Source organism: Roseobacter litoralis Och 149 (assembly GCF_000154785.2).
Classification (GTDB): domain Bacteria; phylum Pseudomonadota; class Alphaproteobacteria; order Rhodobacterales; family Rhodobacteraceae; genus Roseobacter; species Roseobacter litoralis.
The window spans coordinates 771,375-794,570 of the sequence record NC_015730.1 but is presented as its reverse complement, the minus strand read 5'-3'; the positions used below and the strand labels follow the sequence as shown (position 1 = coordinate 794,570).

Here is a 23,196-nt window from a genome sequence, read left to right as displayed (position 1 = left end):
ATGGAAGATTTTGATTTCAACCTGATCTGGGACTCCCTGCCCTTCCTGTGGCAAGGCCTGCAACTCAGCCTGTGGCTGACCTTCCTGTCGATCATCGGCGGCATCGTTCTGGGCACGTTACTTGCATTGGCACGCCTGTCGGGCATCAAACCACTGGCGATGGTCGCCGCAACCTATGTGAACCTGATCCGCTCGGTGCCCCTGATCCTTGTGATCTTCTGGTTTTTCTTTCTGGTGCCTCTGGCCATCGGACGCCCCATCGGCAGCTTTTATTCCGCACTGATCGCCTTTGTCCTGTTTGAGGCCGCGTATTATTCCGAAATCATGCGTGCCGGCATTCAAAGCGTGAAACAGGGTCAGGTCCATGCGGGCCAGTCCACCGGGCTGAACTATTGGCAAATCCAGCGCTATGTCGTTTTACCGCAAGCCTTTCGCAACATGATCCCGATCCTTGTGACGCAGTGCATCATCCTGTTTCAGGATACCTCGCTGGTGTTCGTAGTTTCCCTGCGCGACTTCATGACGGCGTCGTCCATCGTGGCGCGCACCGAAGGCAGGCTGGTTGAAATGTACCTCTTTGCCGCCGTCGTCTATTTCGTAATCTGCTTCTCCGGCTCAATGCTCGTGCGAAGCCTCAAGTCCCGGATGAGCACATGATCAGCATCGACAAAATCAGCAAGTGGTATGGCGATTTCAAAGTTCTGAGCGATTGTACAACCAGCGTGACCAAGGGCGAAGTTGTCGTGGTATGCGGCCCATCGGGGTCTGGGAAATCGACATTGATAAAATGCGTCAACGGGTTGGAACCGGTGCAGGAAGGCCGCGTTGTCGTGGACGGCGATGAGGTAACGGCCAAAAAGGCCAACCTGACGGCTCTGCGCTCGCGCATCGGCATGGTGTTCCAGCACTTTGAGCTGTATCCGCATATGTCTGTGCTGGAAAACCTGTGCCTTGCCCAAGAAAAAGTCCTCAAACGCAGCCGGGCAGAGGCCGTTGCCCGTTCTGAGAAACTGCTCACCCGGGTCGGCATGGAGGATCACGCAAGTAAGTACCCCAGTCAGCTTTCGGGCGGACAGCAGCAGCGGATTGCCATCGCGCGTTCTTTAGCGATGGACCCGATTGCCATGCTCTTTGACGAGCCAACCTCCGCCCTTGATCCCGAAATGATCAAGGAGGTGCTTGATGTCATGGTGGAGCTTGCTCAGGAGGGGATGACCATGATGGTCGTGACCCATGAAATGGGCTTTGCGCGCAAGGTCGCCGACCGGGTCATTTTCATGGATGAGGGTGCGATTATCGAGGACCGGCCAACCACCGAGTTTTTTGACAACCCCGCAAGTGATCGCGCCAAGGACTTTCTGTCAAAGATACTCAATCACTGAGGACAAGGCAGACATTTCGATCCTCATCAAAGTGGGTCGCACACTGCTCTTTGCCCATATATCAAACAGCACAAAACCGAACTGCCTTCGTTCGGATTCTATGATAGGTCGGATTCAGAGGCCGCTGCGTATTACTTTCCGGGCAGGCGCGCTAATCGGGGTCAGCGTTTCAGACGTTGACCGCATGGCGCAGAGGCTTCAGACAAAACGGAACGCGCACAATCGCACCTTGTGAGATCTGATTTGACCAGTACCAAAACCACAGCCCACGATTTGGCAGAGCGGGTTCGCGCGCATCTGTGCAAGATTGCGGGGCAATCAACGCCGATCACCTATCAGGCGCTCGCATTGAATTTGAACCTGTCACCGCCAAACACAATACAGCAATTGACGGTCGCGCTTGAGGTTCTGATCGAACAAGACGCCGCCCAATCCCGCCCCTTGATCGCCGCGCTTGTGATCAGCAAAGCAAGGGAAGGCTTGCCCGCTCCCGGCTTTTTCGACTGCGCAGCGCGGGTGGGACGCTTTGAGGGCGATGCTTCGGGACCTGAAGCGGCCACATTTCACGAAGCGGAATGCGCCACGGCGACCGCGTTCTGGCGCACCAATTCACCCTGAGCCGACAAAACGCTTCGACAAGGGCCTGACCTTTCTCAATGCGCTTGCTTTGCCGCTGTTACAAAACGGGCAAAACCAGTTCTTGTCGTTGGCAGTCTGCGCCTTTCCTCCAGGCGCAAAACGGCACGCTTAAATCATCAGTCCTGTGCGGGCGTGACCGCTGCGCATACTGATCGTTTTTCCTCTTCAGGGCCGCGTGTTTTTACATACGCGCAATGGCCCGTATGATATCTGATCCCTATGGATATCGTAGTGATCACAACCATCATCGCGTCGCTGTTCCTCGTCATCGGGGTGTCAGAGCCCTTGGCCGCGCGTTTACGACTGCCCTATACGGTTATTCTGGCACTGGTCGGCATTCTGATCGGGGTGGGCGCGCTGTTCTTCCTGCGTACGGATCTGACGGATGTGCTCAACCCCGTGGCCGAGGCGATCCTTGGCCTGCCAATCAAATCCAACGTGTTCCTCTATGTCTTTCTGCCAACTTTGCTGTTTCAGGCCACATTGGGCATGAACCTGCGGCGTATGATCGACGACTGGGTGCCGATCCTGACCCTTGCCGTCGTTGCCGTGGTCGTGGCGACGCTTTCGGTGGGCTATGCGCTGGCCTCTGTCAGTGCTTTGCCTTTGATGGCCTGCCTGCTGGTGGGCGCGATTGTCTCCACGACGGACCCTTCTGCCGTGGTGTCGATCTTCAGGTCCATCTCGGCACCACGGCGTTTGTCCCGGATCATCGAGGGAGAAAGCCTGCTGAACGACGCTGCGGCCATCGCGCTGTTTGGTCTGTTCATGGGGTTCGTTATGCTCGGCATCCCAGACCCCACTCTGAGCGACGCATTCATGCAATTCCCATTGCTGATCATCGGTGGCGCGCTGATCGGCTGGCTGGCCGCGCGATGTGCGGTCTGGGTCATGGCGGCGTTCGCACGCTATGAGCTGGCGCAAATCTCAATCTCTGTCGCGCTGCCCTATCTGGCATATATCGTCGCAGAACAAAGCGTCGGGGCCTCCGGTGTGATTGCCGTTGTCGTTGCAGGTCTAACCCTGAACCTGACAGGACCGGGCAGGTTGTCGCCGCAATCCTGGGCGAACCTGCGCGAAGTCTGGGAACTGCTGGCCCATTGGGCAGGGGCGCTGATCTTTATCCTCGCCGCCCTTCTTATTCCCCGCCTCCTTGAAGAAGTCCGCCTTGGTGATCTTTTCTTGCTTGTCGTGGTCATTCTCGCGGCCATTGCCGCCCGTGTCGTCATCCTGTTTGGGCTTTTGCCCTTGCTGACCATTCTACGCATTTCACCCCCGGTAGAACGGCAGTACCGTGTTGCCATTCTTTGGGGCGGTCTGCGTGGTGCTGTGACGCTGGCACTTGCTCTAGCCGTCACCGAAAGCGCAAGAGTGCCGGGCGAACTACAGCGCGTGGTGGGTATTCTCGCCACCGGGTTCACGCTTTTCACACTGATGGTGCAAGGAACCACCCTGCGTACGGTGATCCGTCGGCTTGGTCTGGACCGCCTGTCACCGATCGAAGATGCGCTGTCGCGGCAAGTCGTTGCAGTAGCGCTGCAGACGGTGCGGGAGGATGTCGCGCGCACTTCGGAGAACTACGATCTGACACATGACATCGTGCGCGCAGAAGCAAAACATTTCGGTGAGCGGCTGGATACAGCAGTCAAACTGGCCGAGGACGCTGACGATATTCTGGAACGGGACCGTGTCACCCTTGGCTTGATCGCACTGGCTGCTTTTGAGCGTGACATGATACTCGAACGGGTCCGGGAACGCACGATATCAGCGCGGATGGCCGAACAGGTGATCCAGAATGCGGATCGGCTGATTGAGGCCGCCCGTACTGGCGGGCGCACCGGCTATCAACGCGCCGCGCGCCGCTCCGTGGCCTACGGCAAGACATTTCGCACCGCCGTGCTGCTGAACAGCCGTCTGGGCATATCATTCCCCTTGGCGCGAATGACGGCTGACCGCTTCGAACAACTCCTGTCACAACGTTTGATCCTCAAGGATATGGGAACATTCATCGAGGGTCGCATACGCCGGATATATGGCCGCAGGCTTGCAGATCTTTTGCAGGAAATGCTCACAAGACGTATCGAGATGGTCGAAACTGCGCTGGAGGGTTTGCGCCTGCAATACCCCGGTTATGCTGAGGAACTCGAGCGTCGCTTCATCAGGCGGACCGTCCTTCGCATCGAAGAGCGAGAGTACAACACCATGCGCGACGATGGTTTGATTGGCGCAGAAGTTCACACCACGCTGATGCAGGACCTCACGACGCGACGCGCTGCGATTGAAGACCGCCCGCTGCTTGATCTGGCGCTTCAACGTGTGGAGCTGATCCGGCAATTTCCACTCTTCGTAGGCCTCGATGAAGCTGCCGTGAAACGGCTATGCCGCGCGTTCAAGACGCAATACGCCAATGCCGGTGACCTGCTGATCACGAAAGACAGTGCCGCCAAGCAGGTCTACTTCATCGCATCCGGCGCAGTTGAGTTGGAAAGTGCAGGCCAGTCCTGGCGGTTGGGACGCGGAGAGATGTTCGGGCAAATGGCAATTCTGATAAAGAAAAAAATCCGCGTTGAAGCGCGTGCCATTGCGCCGTCAACCTTCCTCGTCCTTGATGAACACCGCTTCCGACGTTTGCTCTCACGCAGTGCAAAACTACGCTCAGCAGTACGCGCCAGCGCCGAAAAACGCGGCATCGACCTTGAGGGATTGCGGGCGGATCAATCGCATTCACCCTGATATGAGCCGGCGCGCCTGCTGCGATCTTTGCAAAAGATGCGCACTGAGGGGTGTGCTGACGGTTCAAAAATGCCCGCGCTTTCGGATGACCCCAATGCATTTGACGCAGAGTGGCGGTCGGGCCGGTGTCCCTTTACGATATTTTAGAGTCTCGCTTTGATTATGTCGGTTGGCAGGATTTGCTTTAAATGAGGGAAAACAAAATTGGCTGAAAGAAATTCACCGACATCTTCACAAACAAAACAAGCGTTTGAGCAAAGCGCCGAGGACGCTGACACCCTCGTTCACCTCGCAAAACTGGAGCCCCTGACAGATGGCGGCCTTCGAACATCACAGCTGCTGAGCGAAACCCTGGCCATTGCCCCCGACCACCATGAAGCGCAGGTGCTTCAGGAGCGGCTGCACCAGATGTTCGTTCCGCGCTGGCATTTCCCGATGCTTGCCGACAAGGCGCGTAACAGCGCATATGCCAAGGCGATAAAAGCCAAAGTTCGCCCCGGTGATATTGTACTCGACATCGGCTGCGGTGCGGGATTGACCGCAATGCTGGCGGCGCGCGCGGGTGCAAAACATGTCTACACCTGCGAACAACAGCCCCTGATCGCCCAAGCAGCAATTCAGGTCATCAATGACAATGGCCTGAGTGATCGCATCACGGTCATTCCGAAATTGTCCCATAATCTTGTGGTGGGTGTGGATATTCCGGAACCTGCGGATGTGGTGATCTCGGAAATTGTTGACACCGTCCTGCTTGGCGAAGGCGCGCTTGCGACACTCACCCATGCGATGCACATGCTTGCCAAACCACAAGCCCGCGCGATCCCCGAACGCGGGACATTGATGGCGCAACTCGTGCAAAGCGAAGGGCTCTTGAACCTGTTGCGCCCGCGGGAGGCAGAAGGATTTGATCTGAGTGCCTTTCATCGCTTTGCCAGCGTCGCGCAACTTACACCTAATGATCTCACAGCCTGTCGGCTGAAGCCCTTAGGACCCGCATCAGAGCTATTCCAGTTTGATTTCACCAAGCCAAACGTGAGATCCGCACGAAAAACGACAGAACTTGTATGCGCTGACCCCGGCACCATCCACGCGGTCTTTGTGAGTTTCGAGATGGAACTGGCCCCGGGTATCCTGCTTGCAAACGACCTCGATTCCGACGGCCACTGGGGACGAACCGCTTTCTTGCTGGATCGTCCGCAGTTCGCAGCAGAAGGCGGCCACTTGACAGTCACCGCTCAACACGATGCATCCCAATTGAGCCTTACGGTGACAGCTGACAACTCCCTCTCCAATGATGGAGATCATGCCACGGGTTGGCTAAAGCGCGCACTGGATTTGCCACCGCATCTCTGGGACGCCCCTCATATCACCTCGCAGGCCAAGACAAAAAGCGGGTCATCGAAGGCAAAAGACAGCGTAAAAAAGTTAGCAAGTTGAGGAAAAAATCTCTGCTGATCAGACTCAGACTGTGCATATCCAGCACGTAAAATGGCAAGAAGGTGCGGCATCAGCACCTTTTTCCTACCGGTTCTTTGGGTATGCCCGCCTGTGGAAAATGCAGGTCAAGGTGCCAAGATCGACGTGTCATTCGAATGAGTGCACCGGCCTTTCCATGGCACTTCGAAGCAACAGTATACTCTATCACGTCACCCTTATAAAACGCTCAAACCACATCGCTTTGCAACGCACATCTCGGATTTTCAAAACCTGAAAGATTGAGCAACAAACAGCATCTCCATCGATATTTGAGAACACGGTGGATCGCCGTCGCGCTGGCCAGCCTAGCTTGGATATTTCGTCCCACAAACAGATACGGAGTTTCGCACATTACTAAAAACATCACATTCCAAACTTGAATAGGGACATATCAATGCGGCGTCTTCGTCGATCGGACAGCCTGCAACGGTAGTGACCTGCCCCCCGAAACTTCCCTCGTTCTGATCTAGAGTTTGCTCAACCTTTTTAAGGATTAAACGAATGCGTCGTGAGCGCGGCCAACGTAAACCTTCGGTTTGGACGTCATTTGCAAAGGGGCGCAGCAACACCGTCCGCGCGTTTGATTAGACGTGTTCTGATCGATAAAAATAACTTGGCACAGCGGCGGGCTGGTTTGAACCATATGCATCCACCGATGACACACCTTGCGTTTATTCAGTTCCCCACAAACTCAGTCGAGCCATCTCTGGCCACGAAGGTAAGAAGCTTTTCGAACGGCATCGGTTTGGCAAACAGGAAACCCTGCAGCCGATCACACCCCAGATCGGCAAGGACGGCGGCTTGTTCCCGCGTTTCCACGCCCTCAGCCGTAATACCCATTTCAAGCGCGAGCCCGATTTCGACGATTGAACGCACAAGCCGCAAACCACTGTCACTCTCGGTCACTTGCGCAACCAAACGGCCGTCGATTTTCAAACGGTCCGGTCCGATGCGCTGTAGTGCAACGACCGACGCGTGCCCACTGCCAAAGTCATCTATTTCAATCGTGATTCCGATGTCGCGCAAGCGGTCCAGTTGGAAAAGGAATGCGTCGTCCTCTTCTTCAAAAAAGATAGTCTCCAACAGTTCAAAACAGATTTTTCCTGAATACCCTGACACCCGTGTTCTGATCTCATTGATGCTGTTCTCCCGCACCCGGCTTGCGCTCACATTGAAGGACAGCGAGGGCCGGGATGGCAAATGTGGCAGAACGCCTTCGCAGTCTTTCATCGCCTTTTCAAAAATCATTTCATCAATGCTGGCAGTTACGTTGAGATCCGTTGCGGTTGCCAGAAAACCTTCTGGCGCCACGATCCCTTTTTCCGGATGCTGCCAGCGCGCCAGAACCTCCACGCCCGCGACGTGACCTGTTTTGGAGTCGATTTGTGGCTGATAGTACGGCACGAACTCATCCTTTTCGATGGCACGCAATACATCATCCGCCAGCCTTTTATTTTTTAGGATGTCCTGCAGGTCGCTCCGGTCAAACAAACCCAGTCGACCGCGTCCTGCGCGTTTGGCCTTGTAGAGCGCGATGTCTGAGTTCGTCAGCAGTTTATCGACTTCTGAAAGCGGCGTTTCCGCAACCCCAATTGATGCCCCAAAGCGACACTCCTTACCTTCAAAATACACCGGCATCTGGAGCTCGTTCAGCAGAGTGGTTGCCAACTGAAAGGGGCGTGTGCTGCCCGTCTTAAAACGGAGCAAGACAACAAATTCGTCCCCCCCGATGCGGGCGATAACGTCCTGCGGCTGTACCTCGTGCCTGATGCGGTTTGCCGTTTCCAACAGGACGTGATCACCCGCAGCATGCCCCATCGTGTCATTGATCTGCTTGAAACGGTCCAGATCAATATGCAGCATGGCAATTTCGCCGCCATGCGTCCGCTGGCACTCTGCAAGCTCTTGAAACCTTTGCGACAAATGGCGACGGTTTCCCAGACCCGTGAGGTCATCATGCACTGCTGTATGGGTGATTTCCTCATTCGCGCGTTCCAGTTTCTTTGTATAACGTTCCACCGCGCGCCGCTGATTGACCACTTCGGTAATGTTCAGCCGCAACACCACATATTCGCCATTCTTGGCTTTTGAACGCACAATACGGAAATGCTGACCGTCCGCGAATTCAAAGTCCTCAACAGATCTGTCGAGAAGTTGGGGGCTATAGTATCCCTCCAGCCATTCCTCCTCCCGGCCCCTCGCCGCCGGAATACGCCCCGAAAAAGCCGCTTGTCGCAAGAGGTCTTTCAGGTTGGTTCCCGTGCGCAGTTGTTGGGGTGTGTCCGTGACGGACCTCGCATAAGCCGGGTTCCAGACCACCAGATTGTGCTCCGCATCGTAAATTGCGAATGGATCAGGGTAAGCGTTGATGGCAGAGATCAAGCGCTCCTGAGCCGCCTCAAGTGCGCGGCGTTGTCGCACAAGCTCGGTTGTATCAATCCTCAGCATGACCAAGTCGCCGTTCTTTGCGCGCGACCTCAAAAGCCTGTGGTGAATGTCACCGGCCAGTTCCAGATCCTGAACAGGTTTGGCAACATCCGCTTCCTGATGCTCAATTGACGCCCACTCTTTCTCCTTTCCGATGGCTTGCACGATCTTGCCGCCTTCGATTGCGATGCGGGCCGCCTCTGTTCGGTGCATCCCGACGTAAAGCGCCGCAGGATCATCCGTCATTGAACGGCTATAGGCATCGTTCCAGACGATCAGACAGTCATCCTTGTCGTAAATCGCAAAGGGCGAAGGATAGGCATCCAAGGCAGCAATCAATCGCGCGCGGGATCGTTTGGCTTTGGCCTCGGCGTCTTTCAGCGCTGAAATTTCACGATAGGTTGCGCAGATGAAGCGTTCTGCCTCCGGGTCATCTCCGGCATCCAGAAAGGAAATGCTGGCCCAGAATTGAGTGCCATCCGCGCGGGTGAATTGCGATTGGGTCGATGGGTTTCGCTCCAAGTCTGTTTGATCTGTGGTAAGCGCCGCATAGAGGCGCAACGTGGTCCGAAGCTCACCGATCTCGTCAAAGGATCGCCCGGTTATGTCGCTGGGCGCGTAACCGAAAAGGCGGGAAAAACCCTTGTTGATATAGGCGACACGGGCGATGTCACACCCGGGCGAAATGCATCCAACCACGACGGCATCGCCGGTGAGATCCATAAACGTCCTCTGAAGTGTCTCGAACTTCATCGCCACCTCTACCTCGAAGCCCTTGCCTTAAACGATTTTCGTTAGGGTCTGATGAACAGGTGTCTCCAATTCTGCGCAGTGAGCCTGTTTTTGCGCGGGATTCTGTGAAACATCTCGGTTTTTGAAACACACAGAGGCTGGTTTCAGATTCCCCGACGGTGGACCTTGGTCAGGGCGTCGGCGGATGAGCGGACATGCATGTGCGCAACGCCGTTTGACGAAACCTTTGAACCTGCTCTACAGTCGCTTTCGAAGGCGGGGGAGGTCTGAGGGGATGAGAGGCGAGCGGACAGATATGTCCCGAGCGAATTGCGCAATTAAGCGAAATATGCGCGGTTTGGACGTCGTTTTTGTGCGGCGGACGACGCGCCCATTACGGACCAAATCGCAGCCGAAACCACAAACACACGTAAGCCGATGCTCGCCGCACCTGCCCTGCCAATCAGACGAATAAGAGGATTAAATACGCATGACGCAGTTCATCAACAAAAGGGAAACACTGGTCACCGATGCGATCGATGGGCTGCTGGCGAGTTCGGGAGGGGCGCTTGAGCGTCTCGACGGGTATCCTCACATCAAGGTTGTCTGTCGTGCAGACTGGGATAAATCGCACGTCGCGTTGATCTCGGGTGGCGGCTCGGGCCATGAACCCGCGCATGCCGGGTTTGTCGGGCGTGGCATGTTAACGGCCGCTGTGTGCGGCGAGGTTTTTGCCTCGCCTTCCGTGGATGCGGTGCTTGCCGGTATTATTGCCGTGACCGGCCCTGCGGGATGCCTTTTGATCGTCAAGAACTACACAGGCGACCGGCTTAATTTCGGGCTGGCGGCAGAACGCGCCCGTGCTCTTGGTTTGGTGGTCTCGATGGTCGTTGTCGGCGACGACATCGCGTTGCCTGACTTGCCCCAACCGCGCGGCGTCGCAGGCACGTTATTTGTCCACAAAATTGCGGGGGCCATGGCTGAACAGGGTGCCACGCTCACCGAGATCACCAAAGCCGCGCAAACCGCCATCGACTCCATGGCGTCTATCGGCATGTCGCTGGATACATGCACGGTTCCCGGCGCGCGCAAGGAAAACCGCATCGCCACGGGCATGGCGGAGCTTGGCCTCGGCATTCACGGCGAACCCGGTGTGCAACAAGTTGCCTTTGAGGATGCGGGCACCGCCATGGATATGGTGCTTGATAAGTTGGCCCCGCGGATCACCGGCGGGGACCATGTTGCGATCCTGAATAACCTTGGTGCCACGACACCGCTTGAGATGAGCGTGTTGGCCAATGCCCTGACGACATCGGACAAGGCCAAAAATATCAAACACATTATCGGTCCTGCCCCGCTGATGACATCACTCGACATGCATGGGTTTTCCGTATCCGTCCTGCCTGTCGATGACACAACCCTTTCTTATCTGAGCGATCCGGTCGACATGGCTGACTGGCCACAGATGCAAACCATCAGCGCACCCAAGGTCGCTCTTTTGCCCGATGGGCTTCGCCCTATTCAGCCCGCTGCGTCCCGAAATGAAGATACACGCAACCTGCTGGACCACGCCTGCGATCTGTTGATTACAAGCGAAGCCGAGTTGAACGCACTGGATGCGAAATCAGGGGATGGTGACACAGGCAGCACGCTGGCCACCGCCGCGCACGATCTCAAAGGCGCACTGGACCGCTTGCCGCTGGCCGATCCGGCGCAGCTTTTCCGGGCGATCAGCAATGAACTCAGCCAGACGATGGGTGGATCTTCGGGCGTCATCCTTGCCATTTTCTTCGGCGCTGCAGGTGATGCCTCGGCCAATGGTCTGCCACCCACCCAAGCGCTGCTTTCCGGATTGGAACGGATCAGCCAGGTCGGCGGCGCGCGCAAAGGCGACCGGACGATGATCGACGCGTTGGAGCCAGCCCTGCACGCCCTGCACAACGGGATCGCAGCCGCCGCAACAGCAGCGCGCAAAGGGGCCAGTGAAACGGCAAGGATCGGACAGGCCAAAGCGGGACGCGCGTCCTATGTGCCCGAGGAAAACCTGATCGGGCACAACGATCCGGGCGCGGAAGCCGTAGCACGGTTATTCGAGGGTCTGGCAACCATCACGTAAGCATGCAATTAATTTGGTCGATATCGGTGCAGGTCACGCAAAGCGCTCGCAATGTGGATGGGTATCCCCACGCGCCGGACACGAAAAACGCCACTAAGAGCGATATCACAGCCGGGAGGAACAGACATGAAAACAATCAAGGGACCTGCCCTTTTTCTGGCGCAGTTTGCAGGTGACGAAGCGCCTTTCAACTCATGGGGTGCGATCACCAAATGGGCGGCAGACTGCGGCTATAAGGGCGTGCAGGTACCCAGTTGGGATGCACGCCTGTTTGATCTGTCAACCGCCGCCACAAGCAAGGACTACTGCGATACATTCAAGGGCGAAGCGGTCGAAAATGGGATCGAAGTGACCGAGCTTTCGACCCATCTGCAAGGGCAACTGGTCGCTGTTCACCCCGCATATAACGCAGGCTTTGACGGATTTGCGGACCCATCGGTGCATGGCAATCCTGAGGCGCGTCAGGCATGGGCGGTCGATCAGGTTAAAAAGGCGATTTCTGCCTCAGCCAACCTTGGCATCAAAAACCATGTGACTTTTTCCGGCGCTCTGGCGTGGCCTTACATCTATCCATGGCCGCAACGCCCCGCCGGTCTGATTGATACCGCGTTTGATGAACTCGCCCGGCGCTGGCGACCCATTCTGGATCATGCCGAAGATCACGACGTCAACATCTGCTACGAAATCCACCCCGGCGAAGACTTGCACGATGGCGTCACATTCGAGATGTTTCTGGAGCGCGTCGATAATCATACCCGGTGCAATATGCTCTATGATCCGTCCCATTATGTGCTGCAGTGCCTTGATTACCTTGACAACATCGACATCTACAAAGACCGTATCAAGATGTTTCACGTCAAAGACGCAGAGTTCAATCCGACAGGGCGGCAAGGTGTCTATTCCGGATACCAGCCCTGGGTTGATCGCGCGGGACGGTTTCGTTCGCTCGGTGACGGGCAGGTCGATTTTGGTGCAATATTTTCGAAAATGGCCGCAAACGATTTTGACGGATGGGCAGTTGTTGAATGGGAATGCTGCCTGAAACACCCTGAGGATGGCGCGCGCGAAGGCGCACAATTCGTGAAAGATCATATCATTCGGGTCACGGAACGCGCCTTTGACGACTTCGCGGATGGCGGCACGGATGAAACTGCAAATCGCAGAATGTTAGGAATTGAATAATATGGCAAAGATCAAACTTGGTATGGTTGGCGGCGGAAATGACGCTTTTATTGGCGGGGTTCACCGGATTGCTGCGCGCATTGATGATCGCTATGAACTGGTGGCGGGTGCTTTGTCGTCCACGCCGGAAAAGTCGCAAGCCTCGGGCAAAGCCATCGGATTGGCGCGCATATATGATGATTTCAAACAGATGGCGATCCGTGAGGCGCGGCTGAAGAATGGCATCGACGCGGTGGCAATCGTGACACCCAACCATGTGCACTATGCCGCCGCACGTGAGTTTCTCAAACGTGGCATTCACGTCATTTGCGACAAGCCGCTGACCTCTTCGCTGGCGGATGCCAAAAAGATGGTCAAAGCCGCCGAAACCTCGGATGCGCTGTTTATTCTGACGCATAATTACACCGGCTATCCGATGGTGCGTCAGGCCCGCGAGATGATCACCGGCGGTCAGATTGGCAAAGTGCGCGTGGTACAGGTGGAATACCCGCAGGATTGGCTGACGATCGAGCAGGATTTCAAACAGGCCAATTGGCGCACCGACCCCGCGCAGTCGGGCGCGGGCGGTTCAACCGGCGACATCGGCACCCATGCGCATAACCTCGCGCGCTTCATGACCGGTCTTGAGGTCGACAGCCTTGCCGCGGACCTTGATGCATTCGTGCCCGGGCGGCAGGTGGATGACAACGGCCATGTGATGCTGCGCTTTGAAGGTGGGGCCAAGGGGATGCTGTGGTGCAGTCAGGTGGCGCCGGGCAATGAAAACGCGCTGCGCATCCGCGTTTACGGTGAAACCGGCGGTCTGGAATGGGCGCAGGAAGACCCCAACTACCTCTGGCACACACCTTTCGGCGAACCAAAACGGCTTTTAACGCGCAACGGTGCCGGAACCGGAGACGCCGCCGCCCGGATGAGCCGCGTGCCCCCCGGCCACCCCGAGGGATACCTCGAAGGATTTGCCAATATCTACACCGAAGCGGCCAATGCGATAGAAGCCCACCGCGATGGTTCAAAGGCGGACGCAGCGGTGATCTACCCGACGGTGATGGATGGGTTGCGCGGTGTCGAGTTTGTCGACGCCTGCGTGCGGTCTTCCGCGCGCAATGCGGCCTGGGTCAAGCTGAGGTAGCAACGTGACATTCATTGGTCTGGACCTCGGCACCTCATCACTCAAGGCGATCCTGATAGACGCACAACAAAACATCCTGTCCGAACATGCTGTTCCCCTGAGCGTGGAGCGCCGGCAGGATGGATGGTCCGAACAGGACCCGCAAAGCTGGTGCGATGCTGCCATCGAAGCGCTGACGGCTTTGGCAGCACACCCGGCCTGCGGCGAGGTTATGGGTATTGGCCTGTCGGGCCATATGCATGGCGCAACGCTGATCGGGGCAGATGATGCTCCCCTGCGGCCCTGTATGTTGTGGAACGACACGCGCAGCCACGTCGAGGCCGCAGGCATGGACGCCAACCCGCAATTTCGCGACATCAGTGGCAACATCGTCTTTCCCGGCTTTACCGCACCCAAGGTCGAATGGGTCCGCCGCAATGAGCCGCATGTGTTCGATCAGACCGCCAAAGTCCTGCTGCCCAAAGACTACCTGCGCCTGTTCCTGACCGGCGAATATGTCTCGGAGATGTCGGATGCGGCGGGCACGGCGTGGTTTGACACCGGGAAACGGGACTGGTCGGATGCGCTGCTCTCTGAATGCGGCCTGACGCGCGCACAGATGCCCGCGCTGGTCGAGGGGTCCGCCCCGTCAGGCACATTGCGCAAGGAGCTTGCCGCGCAGACGGGCGTCCCGCAATGCACCGTCGCGGGCGGGGCCGGTGATAATGCCGCCGCCGCGATCGGCGCGGGCGTTGTCACGGAAGGCTCTGCGTTTTTATCGCTGGGCACGTCGGGGGTTCTTTTTGCCGCCAACGCGGGCTACCGCCCTGCCCCGGCCTCTGCGGTTCACACATTTTGTCATGCGCTGCCCGACACGTGGCACCAGATGGGCGTGATCCTCGCGGCAACTGACGCTTTGGAATGGCTTGCCCGGCTCACGGGTCAGAGTGCAGCGGCGTTGACCCACGACCTTGGTGACGTTCGCGCCCCTGAAAAGACGCTGTTTCTGCCCTATCTGGGCGGGGAGCGGACACCGCATAATGACGCGCAAATCCGTGGACAGTTCCTGCATCTTGATCACGCGACCGACGCCAAGGCCGCCGCCCGCGCCGTCCTGCAAGGTGTCAGCTTTGCCTTTGCCGATTGCAAGGACGCGCTGCATGCCACGGGCACGGAAGTCACACGCGCGCTGGCGCTTGGCGGGGGGGCCAAATCCGATCACTGGGTCGCGATGCTGGCCACGACATTGAACATCACGCTCGATGTACCCAAAGACGGTGATTTCGGCGCGGCATTGGGGGCTGCACGATTGGCGATGATGGCCAGCACAGGCGCAGGCGCGGACATTGCATCGCAGCCGCCCATCTCCCGCAGCGTTGATCCTGACCCTGCCCTGCACTCTGCCATGGCAGATGCGCATGCACGCTACAAACACGCATATACACTTCTGAAGGACCTTTGATTCATGACCGATTTCTTCAAGGACATTCCCGCCATTCGCTATGAAGGACCCGATACCGGGAACGAATTTGCGTTCCGGCACTACAATCCGGATGAGGTAGTGATGGGCAAGACGCTCAAAGATCACTTGAGGTTTGCCTGCGCCTACTGGCACAGCTTTGCATGGCCGGGCGGCGACCCCTTTGGCGGGCAGACGTTTGAGCGTCCATGGTTCGGGGACACGATGGACCTCGCGAAGCTCAAGGCCGATGTGGCCTTTGACATGTTTGAGCGTCTGGGCGTGCCCTATTTCTGTTTTCACGACGCAGACGTGCGCCCCGAAGGCGACACCTTTGCCGAAAGCACCAAGAACCTCGAAGAAATCACCGACTATTTCGCCGAAAAAATGGACGCAACAGGCGTCAAACTGCTGTGGGGCACAGCCAATCTGTTCTCGCATCGCCGTTTCATGGCCGGGGCGGCGACCAATCCCGACCCCGAAGTATTTGCCTATTCCGCCGCGACGATCAAATCCTGCATGGATGCGACCCTGAAACTGGGCGGCGAGAACTATGTGCTCTGGGGCGGTCGCGAAGGCTATGAAACACTGCTGAACACCGACATGGCCCGCGAACGCGCGCAGGCGGGTCGAATGTTGCAAATGGTGGTCGATTACAAACACAAGACTGGCTTTGCAGGCACCATCCTGATCGAACCCAAACCGCAGGAACCGACGAAACACCAGTATGATTACGACGTCGCGACGGTCTATGGCTTCCTCAAGGATTTCGGTTTGGAAGGTGAGGTCAAAGTCAACATCGAACAGGGCCACGCGATCCTTGCAGGCCATAGTTTTGAGCATGAGCTTGCACTGGCACGGGCATTGGGGATTTTCGGCTCGATTGACATGAACCGGAATGACTACCAATCGGGGTGGGATACCGATCAGTTCCCAAACAACGTTCCCGAGATGGCGCTTGCCTATTACGAAGTTCTGCGTGCCGGGGGCTTCGACACTGGGGGCACCAACTTTGACGCAAAGCTGCGCCGACAATCGCTTGACCCTGCGGATCTGATCCTTGCGCATGTGGGTGGTATGGATGCCTGCGCTGCGGGGTTAAAGGCCGCCGCGGCAATGCTTGAGGATGGTCAGCTGGAGGCGGCCCGTGAGGCGCGCTATGCGGGCTGGTCGGAAGATTTGGGGCAAAAGCTGCTGACCTCTGATCTGACAGAGATTTCTGATCTGGTGACCGCACAAGGCATTGACCCGCAACCACGTTCAGGTCGGCAGGAACGGCTCGAAAATCTGGTCAACAAATACCTTTAACGCGCTGTGGCGACCTTCAACACGCGCCGTTGTGGCCGGAAAACCCGGGCACGACACTCTCCTGCTCGGTGTTCACACATGTTCCGGTCGGTCGTTTCGGGACCTATTCGACCAGCGCGGGGCGTTAACCCGTCGCGGCACTGGAAGGGGTTTTTGTAAACAGATCTTTATAGCGCGCGCGCAATTCGTTCTTTTGCACCTTGCCCATCGTGTTGCGGGGCAGTTCCGGCACAATGATCATCTTTTGTGGATTTTTGAACCGCGCCAGCGCCTGCCTGACGGCCTGTTCGATTTGCGACAAATCCGGTGTGGCCTTCGGGACGGGCACCAGCACCGCGACGACCGTTTCGCCGAAATCCGGATGTGGCACGCCGATCACAGCGCTTTCCAGCACGCCGGGCTGTTCGTCAAGCACCAGTTCAATCTCTTTGGGATAGATATTGTATCCGCCCGAAATAATCAGGTCCTTGTTGCGCCCGACGATCTGCAAATACCCGTCTTCATCAAACCGACCCAGATCTCCGGTAATGAAAAACCCGTCTTTTCGTAATTCTTCGGCAGTTTTCTCGGGCATCTGCCAATACCCTTTGAAAACATTGGGCCCGCGCACTTCCACATCGCCGATCTCGCCCTGTGGCAGCGCAACGCCTGTGCTTGCATCCGTGACACGAACCTCCACGCCCGGAAGCACAACACCAACGGTGCCTGCACGTCTGTCCCCTTCATAGGGATTTGACGTGTTCATATTCGTCTCCGTCATGCCATAACGCTCAAGGATACGGTGGCCGGTGCGCTCTTCGAAAGCGGTATGCGTATCTGCCAGCAACGGTGCGCTGCCCGACACGAACAGGCGCATGTGTTTTGTCAGTGCCCGTGTGAAACGGTCATCGCTCAAAAGACGGGTGTAGAACGTCGGAACACCCATCATTGTGCTCGCCTGCGGCATCAGTCGGATCATCTCATCAAGATCAAACTTTGGCAGAAAGATCATCTCCCCCCCCGCCAGCAATGTGATGTTCGTCGCCACGAAAAGACCATGCGTGTGAAAGATCGGCAAGGCATGCAACAGGACATCCTGATCAGAAAACCGCCAGAAATCGGTCAGCGTCTGCGTGTTCGACAGCAGGTTTTCCTGTGTCAACATCGCCCCCTTGGAGCGACCTGTAGTACCCGACGTATACAAAAACGCCGCCAGATCATCCGATGACCGGTCGACCGTTTCGAAGGCTTCGGACATGTCTTTGGCCATATCTGTGAAACTGCCTGTGCCATCCGCGTTCAGGGTTTCCAATCGCGCGTCTGCCTGTGCAGCAACGGCCGCGAGGTCCCCGCGTTTGCTGTCGTCGCAGAGCAACAAGCGCGCACCGCTGTTTGCGACAAAATAGGCAAGCTCTGTTGCTCTGTACCCCGTATTGAGGGGCAAAAATATGACACCTGCCCGCACGCAAGCGGCATAGACCGCAAGCGCTTGTGGCGACTTTTCGACCTGGACCGCGAGCCTGTCGCCCGGTTTCAGGCCAATGTCGGAAATGACATTTGCGAACCGCCCCGCCATCGCCACAAACGCACCATGGCTGATTGTCTGGCCATCAGGCAGCCTCAGAAACACTGTCTCAGCGCCGTGGTATTGCCCAAAAACTGCGTCATAAAGAGGGTTTGCCATGCTCAGTCTCCTGCCGGTTGCACCGGTGTCTTTTGCGCCAGATTTACCACATCCTTTGATGCGGCAACGCGCTGTTGTCCCACAAAGCTTTCGTGGTTCTGAGGGATTTGTGCAAGATCGTAGCAGTAATTCACCATTGCCCCCCCAGATTGCCGAAGCCCGTTTTCCGACGTGTCCGCTTCAGCATGGACTGCGTGGATATAGGCGCCATTTCCCAAATGAAATCGCGCCACCGGATCAAGGGGCAATCCATCGGCGCGTTTGACCTGCGTCAGGTAACAGGACGCAAGGGAGCGGACCTCTTCAGGATCACCAGCCAAAGACAACCCCGCCCCCTCCGCCCAGGCCCTCAAACCGGGGATCGGGGACAAAGTCACAAACTGACGGACCTGTGGAAACTCGCGCGCAAGATCCGCGACAACCTGCTTGATCAACGAATTCCCAAACGAAATTCCTGCAAGGCCCGGCTGACAGTTTGAAATCGAATAAAACACCGCCGTATCCGTGTCATGCGCTGCCAGTTCTTCGCGTGTGTCTGACAAGAGGTGCTGGATGGAGTGCGGCACACCTTTGGTCAACGCGACTTCGACGAAGATCAGCGGTTCATCCCCCATGGCGGGATGGAAAAACGCAAAGCAACGCCGGTCCTCGGGCTGCATCCTGCGCCGTAAGTCCTCCCAACTCTCGATCATATGAACCGCCTCATAAGCGATGATCTTTTCAAGGATCGCCGCCGGGCTGTTCCAGTTGATCGGGCGCAACATCAGAAAACCAAGGTTGAACCACGAGGCAAACAAGTGCTTGAAATCCACATCAAGCGGCGCAAGTCGCGGATGGTTAGGCATCATTGCCAGCAAGTCGGCGCGCATCGCGACCAGATCCCGGGTCGCATCTTCTATCCGGTTCAGGCGACGGATCAGTTCCTGACGGCGTGGCTCACTGGCGGCTGAAAACGCTTTGTATGTCGATCTTGACGGATGCGCCTGATAGGATTCAAGCGCCCGAAACACCTCTTGCGGTGAGATGCCCAACCCGTCGCACAAATAGTGGAAGAACGCGCCTTTCTCGGATGCATCCATCTCGCCATAACGCTCCAACACGCAACGCGCCAGACTGCCCCCGGAGATTTCGCCGCGACTGCCCAACAACGCCTCACAGAGTTCATTTATCGGACGGTCATCCGATTGCCCCGCCAGAAAACTTGAGTACCGGCGATCAAATACATTTGAAATCAGATCGCCAAAATACCTCACAGCGCTTGCCCCATGACAGCATCCGGCAACCATGTGGCAATGCCGGGAAAGACGCAAAGCAACAGAATTGCAATCACCATGCAGGCCACGAAGGGCAATGATCCCTTCAGGATTGTCTTGAGCGAAATATCCGGCGCGATCCCATTGATCACATAGAGATTGAGGCCCACGGGCGGCGAGATCAGGCCAATCTCCATATTGATGGTCAGGATGACCGCGAACCATATGGGATCGAACCCTGCGGTCGTTATGATCGGCAGCAAGATCGGGGCTGCCATCAGAATCACGGCCACGGGCGGCAGAAAGAACCCGGCAATCAGCAGGAACACGTTCACGGCCCCCATCAGCACCCACCGGTTTACATCAAGCGTCGCGATCCATTCCGCAATGGATTGCGTGATGTAAAGGCTGGACAGCATATAGGAGAAAACGCCCGCTGCCGCGATAATGAAGAGGATCATCACGCTTTCTTTGGTGCTGTCGCGCAGAACCAGCCAGAGATCTTTGGGGTTCCAGAGTTTGTAGATGATCATCGCAATCAGCAGGCACAAAAGCGCCCCGACTGCCGCTGTTTCGGACGGTGTCGCAATCCCGCCGTACATTGCATAAAGCACGCCGACGATGATCGCCAGAAAGGGCAAGACGCGCGGCAAGATCTCAAATTTCTGTTTCCATGTGTAGGTCGTTGAGGCCAGCAAGGCCCGGTCCCCGTATTTCCATGTCGAATAGAGCGACCACGCCATGAACAGGCTGACCAGCAACAAGCCGGGGAAGACACCAGCCAGAAAAAGACGGCCAATGGATGTCTCGGTCGCGATGCCATAGACAATCATTGTGACCGATGGCGGGATCAGAATGCCCAGCGTGCCGCCTGCAGCGATGGAGCCCGCAGCCACGCCATCTGGATAGCCGCGTTTGCGCATCTCAGGGATGCCCATCTTGCCGATTGCCGCACATGTGGCGGGGCTTGATCCCGACATTGCGGCAAAGAGCGCGCAGGCCCCCAGGTTTGAAATCACAAGTCCGCCGGGCACGCGCGTCAGCCACCGTTCCAACGCCTCGTATAAATCCGCGCCTGCACGGGTGGAGGCAATGGACGCCCCCATGATGATGAACATCGGGATAGACAGAAGCGCAAAGTTATCGAGTTTCCCGAACAGGATTTCGGGCAAAAGTTCCAAAGATCGCAAGCCATCAAAGACCAATAAAAACCCTGTCGAAACAATCAACAAGCCGAGGCCCACAGAGACGCCGGAAAAGAGGACGAGTATCGTGGATATCGCAACGATACCCCCTAGAACAAGCGGATCCATCAGCTGTCCTCCAGCCCAAAGGGCGTATCAATTTTCAAAATAACGGCGACAAGATCAGCGATGAGTTGCAACAGGAACAAGCCAAACCCGACAGGCAGCGCCAGATAGGGTATCCACAGCCGAACACCCCAAACCGTATCCGATTTCCAGTTCCGCTCGTAGGTGAGGTGCCAATGCTCAAACCCATAGTACAGCAGCACGGCCACCATCGCGATCGATACCGACAGCGTCACGATACACAGGTAATATCGCGCTTTTTTTGGCAGGGCCAACGGCACCAGATCGACGTTCACATGCCCGCGCAAATGCTGCACGTAGGGTAATCCCACCAGAGTTGCGCCAATGGCAAGATAGACAACCGCCTCGGTCTGCCAGACGGTTGATCCATTGAGCACAAAGCGCACAAAAATCATCTGACAGGTGATCCCGACCGCCGCGACAATCATACCCGCTGAGCACCAACCCGCGACTGTAGAGAGCGCTGCAACGACACGCAGGAACCGATTGTTGCCTGAGCGCGCCGCGGACACTGAGCTTTGAGCAGCCATTCCGCACGTCCTTTTTGATAGATCAAACGGTGACCCCTTGATCAGGGATCACCGGCAGGTTGGGAATTACTCGACGGAAAGCGCCATATCGAGCAAGGCCTGACCATCGGGCACCTCGTCTACAAAGGCTTTGTAGGAGGTTTCCTGCGCAAGCGCGCGCCATGCTTCGAAATCCTCAGTGGACATTTCAGCAATTTCAACGCCTGCTGCCTTAAAGACGTCTACCGATGCGGCGTCCTGTTTTTTGGCTTCAGCCAGATAGAACGCTTCGGCTTTTTCCGCGCCTGCCAGAAGTGCAGCCTGCTGCGCTTCATTCAACCCGTCAAAGGTGGATTTGTTCATCAGCAACGGCTGGTACATGAACCACAAGGCCACATCACCTGCCGGTGTGTAACAGGCGACCTGCTCATAAATCCGGTAGGAAACGAAAGACGAAGACGATGTATTTGCAGCATTCAGAATGCCCGTCTGCATGGCGTTGTAGATTTCCGAAGAAGCCATGGACGTAATCGAAGCCCCTGCCCCGGCGAGCATTTGTTCAAACGCCTTGCCCGCCGCACGTGTTTGCATGCCCTCAATATCGGATGGACCAGTGATGCATTTGTCTTTGCCGACAAAACCACCCGCCAGATAGCCATGCACCAGAACCATAACGTCATCGTCTGCCAGCTTGGCTTCGAGCGCTTCCATGAAGGGTGACGCGCTCAATCTGGCCGCATGGTCGTGGTTTTTCACAAGTCCGGGCATCAAGGTGAGGTTAAACGCAGGTTGTTGCCCGCCCGCATAGCTGAGCGGCAGAACCGTCATATCCAACTGACCCCGGCTGAGCGGGCGATACTGCTCGCGCGGCTTAAACAGAGACTTTGATCCAAAGATTTTAATCTCCAGATCCACATCAGCGGCCGCGACCTCGTCTGCCACGATCTGCGCAACCTGATGGCGCACATCCTTGTTGGACCATTGGTGCGACAGCCGAAGCTCTGTTGCAAGCGCGGCAGACGACAACCCCATCAGCGCGACTGCAGCAGCAGTCGCAAAAAATTTCGATTTCACAAATTTCCTCCCAGATTATCTGGCTCGTACGATGGCCATGATGCCTTTTGTGTTCCACGCTTTGCATGCGCAGTCAACTTTTTTGTATACAAGATAAAAATTATTGTATTCTACTGCCGTTGTCCCTACCCTGCAATTTATGGAAACCAGACGCGCCGACCAAATCGCCCACAGCATTGAACAACTTGTATTCGTTGGGGAATTCAAGAATGGGGAGCGTTTGGACGAAATTCGACTGGCACAGCAGTTCAGTGTCTCACGCACACCCATTCGCGAAGCCCTCCAACGGCTGGTGCTGTCGGGCATGGCAGAGCAGATTCCCCGACGCGGTGTCTTTGTGCGCAAACCAGACGCGGTTGAGCTCATGGACATGTTCGAGACAATGGCCGAGCTAGAGGCCGCCTGCGGGCGCTTTGCCGCGATGCGTATTACGGACGATGGGCTCAAGGCGCTGGAAGCGGCCAACCGCCGCTGTCACAATGCGATCGATGCACAGGACGCAGCACTTTACTATGACGAGAACGAGACGTTTCACCGCGAGATATACAAAGGCTGCGCGAATGGCTTTCTTGAAAAGGAGGCGTTGCGGCTGCAAAACCGCCTCAAACCCTATCGCCGGATGCAATTGAAGTTCCGCGGACGCTTGAAGCAGTCGATGTCAGAACATGATGAAATCGTCAATGCGATCAAAGAAGGCGATGAAACCCGAGCAGGCACGATACTAAGGCAACATGTGGCCGTGCAGGGTGAAAAGTTTCATCAGTTGATCGCGAACTTAAACAACTGATCGTGTTTCGGCGGATT

17 protein-coding genes are annotated in these 23,196 nt (G+C 56.6%); 11 read left to right on the top strand and 6 right to left on the bottom strand.

The annotated features are described in order from the left end of the window. The 5 genes from RLO149_RS03640 (at window position 1) to RLO149_RS03620 (ending at window position 6,191) form a co-directional block, all read left to right on the top strand. Window positions 1-657 carry an amino acid ABC transporter permease gene (locus RLO149_RS03640; RefSeq protein ID WP_013960708.1) on the top strand — a complete coding sequence of 219 codons (657 nt, stop codon included), beginning with the start codon at window positions 1-3 and terminating at the stop codon, window positions 655-657. Next, window positions 654-1,382 (top strand): amino acid ABC transporter ATP-binding protein, encoded by a 729-nt coding sequence (locus RLO149_RS03635; RefSeq protein ID WP_013960707.1) that lies wholly within the window; start codon window positions 654-656, stop codon window positions 1,380-1,382. The genes RLO149_RS03640 and RLO149_RS03635 overlap by 4 nt, the downstream gene beginning before the upstream one ends. A gap of 243 nt (window positions 1,383-1,625) precedes the next feature. Then, a complete protein-coding gene (locus tag RLO149_RS03630) occupies window positions 1,626-2,000 on the top strand; it encodes a hypothetical protein (RefSeq protein ID WP_013960706.1) in 375 nt (124 codons plus the stop codon). A 240-nt stretch (window positions 2,001-2,240) separates the two neighbouring features. Then, window positions 2,241-4,754, top strand: coding sequence for a cation:proton antiporter (locus RLO149_RS03625; protein ID WP_013960705.1), 2,514 nt, complete (start codon window positions 2,241-2,243; stop codon window positions 4,752-4,754). A 204-nt stretch (window positions 4,755-4,958) separates the two neighbouring features. Beyond that, window positions 4,959-6,191, top strand: coding sequence for a class I SAM-dependent methyltransferase (locus RLO149_RS03620; protein ID WP_013960704.1), 1,233 nt, complete (start codon window positions 4,959-4,961; stop codon window positions 6,189-6,191). 714 nt (window positions 6,192-6,905) lie between these two features. On the opposite strand, the gene RLO149_RS03615 is transcribed toward RLO149_RS03620, so the two are convergent. Beyond that, window positions 6,906-9,380 carry a sensor domain-containing protein gene (locus RLO149_RS03615; RefSeq protein WP_245538119.1) on the bottom strand — a complete coding sequence of 825 codons (2,475 nt, stop codon included), beginning with the start codon at window positions 9,378-9,380 and terminating at the stop codon, window positions 6,906-6,908. 499 nt (window positions 9,381-9,879) lie between these two features. Between RLO149_RS03615 and RLO149_RS03610 the strand changes: the two genes are divergently transcribed. From RLO149_RS03610 to xylA, 5 genes are all read left to right on the top strand, one after another. Then, the gene (locus tag RLO149_RS03610; RefSeq protein ID WP_013960701.1) at window positions 9,880-11,505 is read left to right on the top strand and encodes a dihydroxyacetone kinase subunit DhaK; all 1,626 of its coding nucleotides are present in this window, start codon (window positions 9,880-9,882) and stop codon (window positions 11,503-11,505) included. Between the two features lie 126 nt (window positions 11,506-11,631). Continuing rightward, complete coding sequence (locus tag RLO149_RS03605; RefSeq protein ID WP_013960700.1) at window positions 11,632-12,687, top strand: sugar phosphate isomerase/epimerase family protein; 1,056 nt, start codon at window positions 11,632-11,634, stop codon at window positions 12,685-12,687. Between the two features lies 1 nt (window position 12,688). Next, window positions 12,689-13,816, top strand: coding sequence for a Gfo/Idh/MocA family protein (locus RLO149_RS03600; RefSeq protein ID WP_013960699.1), 1,128 nt, complete (start codon window positions 12,689-12,691; stop codon window positions 13,814-13,816). A gap of 4 nt (window positions 13,817-13,820) precedes the next feature. Next, window positions 13,821-15,257, top strand: coding sequence for a xylulokinase (gene xylB / locus RLO149_RS03595; protein ID WP_013960698.1), 1,437 nt, complete (start codon window positions 13,821-13,823; stop codon window positions 15,255-15,257). A 3-nt stretch (window positions 15,258-15,260) separates the two neighbouring features. Further along, window positions 15,261-16,562, top strand: coding sequence for a xylose isomerase (xylA, locus tag RLO149_RS03590; RefSeq protein WP_013960697.1), 1,302 nt, complete (start codon window positions 15,261-15,263; stop codon window positions 16,560-16,562). Between the two features lie 124 nt (window positions 16,563-16,686). Here the strand turns inward: xylA and RLO149_RS03585 are convergent, their stop codons facing one another. The 5 genes from RLO149_RS03585 to dctP form a co-directional block, all read right to left on the bottom strand. Beyond that, complete coding sequence (locus RLO149_RS03585; protein WP_013960696.1) at window positions 16,687-18,225, bottom strand: malonate--CoA ligase; 1,539 nt, start codon at window positions 18,223-18,225, stop codon at window positions 16,687-16,689. Window positions 18,226-18,227: 2 nt separating this feature from the next. Further along, window positions 18,228-19,478 carry a malonyl-CoA decarboxylase gene (locus RLO149_RS03580; protein ID WP_013960695.1) on the bottom strand — a complete coding sequence of 417 codons (1,251 nt, stop codon included), beginning with the start codon at window positions 19,476-19,478 and terminating at the stop codon, window positions 18,228-18,230. Next, window positions 19,475-20,791, bottom strand: a complete 1,317-nt coding sequence (locus tag RLO149_RS03575; protein ID WP_013960694.1) for a TRAP transporter large permease — start codon at window positions 20,789-20,791, stop codon at window positions 19,475-19,477. The genes RLO149_RS03580 and RLO149_RS03575 overlap by 4 nt, the downstream gene beginning before the upstream one ends. Next, window positions 20,791-21,339 carry a TRAP transporter small permease gene (locus tag RLO149_RS03570; protein ID WP_013960693.1) on the bottom strand — a complete coding sequence of 183 codons (549 nt, stop codon included), beginning with the start codon at window positions 21,337-21,339 and terminating at the stop codon, window positions 20,791-20,793. Before RLO149_RS03570 ends, RLO149_RS03575 begins: the two co-directional genes overlap by 1 nt. 66 nt (window positions 21,340-21,405) lie before the next feature. Further along, window positions 21,406-22,350, bottom strand: coding sequence for a TRAP transporter substrate-binding protein DctP (dctP, locus tag RLO149_RS03565; RefSeq protein ID WP_174270224.1), 945 nt, complete (start codon window positions 22,348-22,350; stop codon window positions 21,406-21,408). A 181-nt stretch (window positions 22,351-22,531) separates the two neighbouring features. On the opposite strand from dctP, the gene RLO149_RS03560 reads away from it, so the two are divergent. Then, window positions 22,532-23,179, top strand: a complete 648-nt coding sequence (locus tag RLO149_RS03560) for a GntR family transcriptional regulator (RefSeq protein ID WP_013960691.1) — start codon at window positions 22,532-22,534, stop codon at window positions 23,177-23,179. The last annotated feature ends 17 nt before the right edge of the window (window positions 23,180-23,196 follow it).

Excerpts from the sequence above, each read along its gene's own strand:
- RLO149_RS03640 (WP_013960708.1), top strand. The coding sequence starts at position 1 with ATGGAAGATTTTGATTTCAACCTGATCTGGGACTCCCTGCCCTTCCTG.
- RLO149_RS03635 (WP_013960707.1), top strand. The coding sequence starts at position 654 with ATGATCAGCATCGACAAAATCAGCAAGTGGTATGGCGATTTCAAAGTT.
- RLO149_RS03625 (WP_013960705.1), top strand. The coding sequence starts at position 2,241 with ATGGATATCGTAGTGATCACAACCATCATCGCGTCGCTGTTCCTCGTC.
- RLO149_RS03615 (WP_245538119.1), bottom strand. The coding sequence starts at position 9,380 with ATGGATCTCACCGGCGATGCCGTCGTGGTTGGATGCATTTCGCCCGGG.
- RLO149_RS03610 (WP_013960701.1), top strand. The coding sequence starts at position 9,880 with ATGACGCAGTTCATCAACAAAAGGGAAACACTGGTCACCGATGCGATC.
- RLO149_RS03605 (WP_013960700.1), top strand. The coding sequence starts at position 11,632 with ATGAAAACAATCAAGGGACCTGCCCTTTTTCTGGCGCAGTTTGCAGGT.
- RLO149_RS03600 (WP_013960699.1), top strand. The coding sequence starts at position 12,689 with ATGGCAAAGATCAAACTTGGTATGGTTGGCGGCGGAAATGACGCTTTT.
- xylA (WP_013960697.1), top strand. The coding sequence starts at position 15,261 with ATGACCGATTTCTTCAAGGACATTCCCGCCATTCGCTATGAAGGACCC.
- RLO149_RS03585 (WP_013960696.1), bottom strand. The coding sequence starts at position 18,225 with ATGGCAAACCCTCTTTATGACGCAGTTTTTGGGCAATACCACGGCGCT.
- RLO149_RS03575 (WP_013960694.1), bottom strand. The coding sequence starts at position 20,791 with ATGGATCCGCTTGTTCTAGGGGGTATCGTTGCGATATCCACGATACTC.
- RLO149_RS03570 (WP_013960693.1), bottom strand. The coding sequence starts at position 21,339 with ATGGCTGCTCAAAGCTCAGTGTCCGCGGCGCGCTCAGGCAACAATCGG.
- dctP (WP_174270224.1), bottom strand. The coding sequence starts at position 22,350 with ATGGGGTTGTCGTCTGCCGCGCTTGCAACAGAGCTTCGGCTGTCGCAC.
- RLO149_RS03560 (WP_013960691.1), top strand. The coding sequence starts at position 22,532 with ATGGAAACCAGACGCGCCGACCAAATCGCCCACAGCATTGAACAACTT.